The sequence below is a fragment of the Pseudonocardia ammonioxydans genome (genome assembly GCF_900115005.1).
Taxonomy (GTDB): Bacteria; Actinomycetota; Actinomycetes; order Mycobacteriales; family Pseudonocardiaceae; genus Pseudonocardia; species Pseudonocardia ammonioxydans.
Genome location: NZ_FOUY01000135.1, coordinates 1 through 2,158 on the forward strand (window position 1 = coordinate 1; position 2,158 = coordinate 2,158).

The 2,158-nt window shown below is 69.6% G+C and carries 2 protein-coding genes; one reads left to right on the plus strand and one right to left on the minus strand.

The window, feature by feature from the left end:
* Nucleotides 1-414 (plus strand): DUF305 domain-containing protein (locus BM093_RS34630; protein ID WP_143105721.1); only part of this gene is annotated, 414 nt, incomplete at its 5' end.
* Nucleotides 415-917: 503 nt separating this feature from the next.
* Here BM093_RS34630 and BM093_RS34635 read toward each other — a convergent pair.
* Nucleotides 918-1,805 (minus strand): DUF5134 domain-containing protein, encoded by an 888-nt coding sequence (locus BM093_RS34635; RefSeq protein ID WP_143105722.1) that lies wholly within the window; start codon nt 1,803-1,805, stop codon nt 918-920.
* Between the last annotated feature and the right edge of the window lie 353 nt (nt 1,806-2,158).

A 2,158-nucleotide genomic window follows, 5' to 3' on the forward strand; every position in this document is an offset into this window, starting at 1 on the left:
GACGACGTCCGCCGCCTCGCCACCGAGATCGAGCAGGCCCAAGGCCCGGAGATCGCCAAGATGCAGGCCTTCCTCACCGCCTGGGGCGCGCCCGCACCCGGCGCCATGCCCGGGATGGACCACGAGTCGATGGGCGACGGCTCCGACCAGAACGGTATGGGTCAAGGCGGCATGGGACAGGGCGGCATGGCCGGGATGATGACGCCCGAGCAGATGGGCCGGCTCGAGCAGGCCGACGGCGCCGACTTCGACCGCATGTTCCTCGAGATGATGATCGCCCACCACGAGGGTGCGGTGCAGATGGCCCAGACCGAACTCGCCGACGGGACCAACCCCGAGGCGAAGGCACTGGCCCAGCAGATCGTCGACGCCCAGCAAACCGAGATCACCGCGATGCGCGAGCTCCTCGGCTGACAGTCCCCCGGTCAGGATGAGCCGGCACCGACAGGCCGCTCTCACCCCGGCCGATACAGGCGGGGGGTATGTACGGTGGTCCGTAACATACCCTCGCCCGTATCGAGGAGGCTGTCCGATGGCGAAGAGCGCGACTCGGCCCGCTGCCCGAGGTCCGCTGTCCGCCGTGCTCGCGGCCGCCACATCCGAGCCCGGCCGTGCGCTTCTGCGCTGCCTGCTCGGGTGCGCGGGGCGGGCGCTGTCTGCCCGCACGCCCCCCGCCGACCGCCGCGCGGCATGCGGCGGCGGTCGATGACCGCGCAGCCACGACGGTCTTAACATCCTGCTCAAGGCTCGGGCCGCCGCGACCATCGCGATGCCGGAGCGCGCCCCGGCTGAAGAGCACCACTGCTGATGATCGACAGACGTCCCGCGCGCCACACGAACCCCCACCGAGAACGAGCCGTTGGATAGGACTGAGCTTTGCCCAGTTGCCGTAGTCCGGAGAGCGGGGAACCTCCTCCTTACATGCCGGGCATGTCCGGCATAGCATGCGTCGTGGGCACGCCGAACTGCATGGCCAGCAGCATGTAGATCATGCCGGCCGACATCACGGCGAGAGCGATCCGCACTGACCAGTCCCGGCTGCCACCGTCGACGACTCGGTGCGCCACGTGACCGCGCACCGCGGGCGCCACTTGTCCCATCCGGGCCGTGGCTGTCCCCTCGAGTCGCCCCGGCCCGTCCTCGGTGGGCCGCAGGTCGCCGACGGCTCCGGCGAGGTAACCAGTTGGACGGTCACCGGGGCACCCGTTGGCCAGGTCCCGGTGTGCGGTGCCACCACAGGGGGTGTCCGCGAACGCGTGGGTGGGCGGGAGACGCTCACCGAGACCGCCTCGCTCGAGAACGCGACCCAGCCGCCCGCTCGCCCAGCCGAGCATCTGGACGGAGAACCAGACCACGCCGAGCGCGCTGAGCCACGCCAACCGAGTGGTCATCATCGCGAACATGTAGGCCATCGCGGCGAGGTCGACGACGTTGGCCAGCCACAGAGGTCCGAGCCGCGCTCGGCGCAGCTTCGCGGCAACCAGGACGACCACCAAGGTTCCCGCGGCGAGGGAATAGACCGCCATGGCGACCCGGGCGGGCACGAGCCGCATGCCACCGGGCCAGAACATGATTACCATCCCGGCGGCCATGAGCACATGGGCGCCGTGCCAGAGGCGGTGCCGCCCGGACATTACCGCCATATGCGCCACGTGCACGATCGCTACCAGCACGAACAGCGTCGCCCACACCATCCCGACCGGGCCGGTGATCCAGGAACCTACCACCAGCGCTGCCTCCATCATCGACGTCCCGTACGACCAGGGCACCATATTCGACGTGACGTAGAAAGACCGGTCGGCCAAGATCGCGCGCGGCAGGATGACAGGAGACCTGTTCTCGCATCACCGAGGGCACCGGCGAGATCTGCCACCGGCTGGCCGGTACGCTCCGCCAACCGGCGCAGCTCAACTCCCGGTCACCCGAGTCGAGATCCCCGATGACGCCGGACATGTGCATGTTCCACATCGGGAACGAGACCGTGCGACTTGCGCGCCGTGTCGCAGCCTGTGTCCCGCCCGCCACCGTCTCGACGATCGCGTTCGAGCCGTCGGTACCCGGAACAACCACCGCGCTGTCCGCGATCGCCTCCCCTCGGTGGTCAAGCTGGTCGCGACACCGCGACACCGCGACACCGCGACACCGCGACACCGCGACA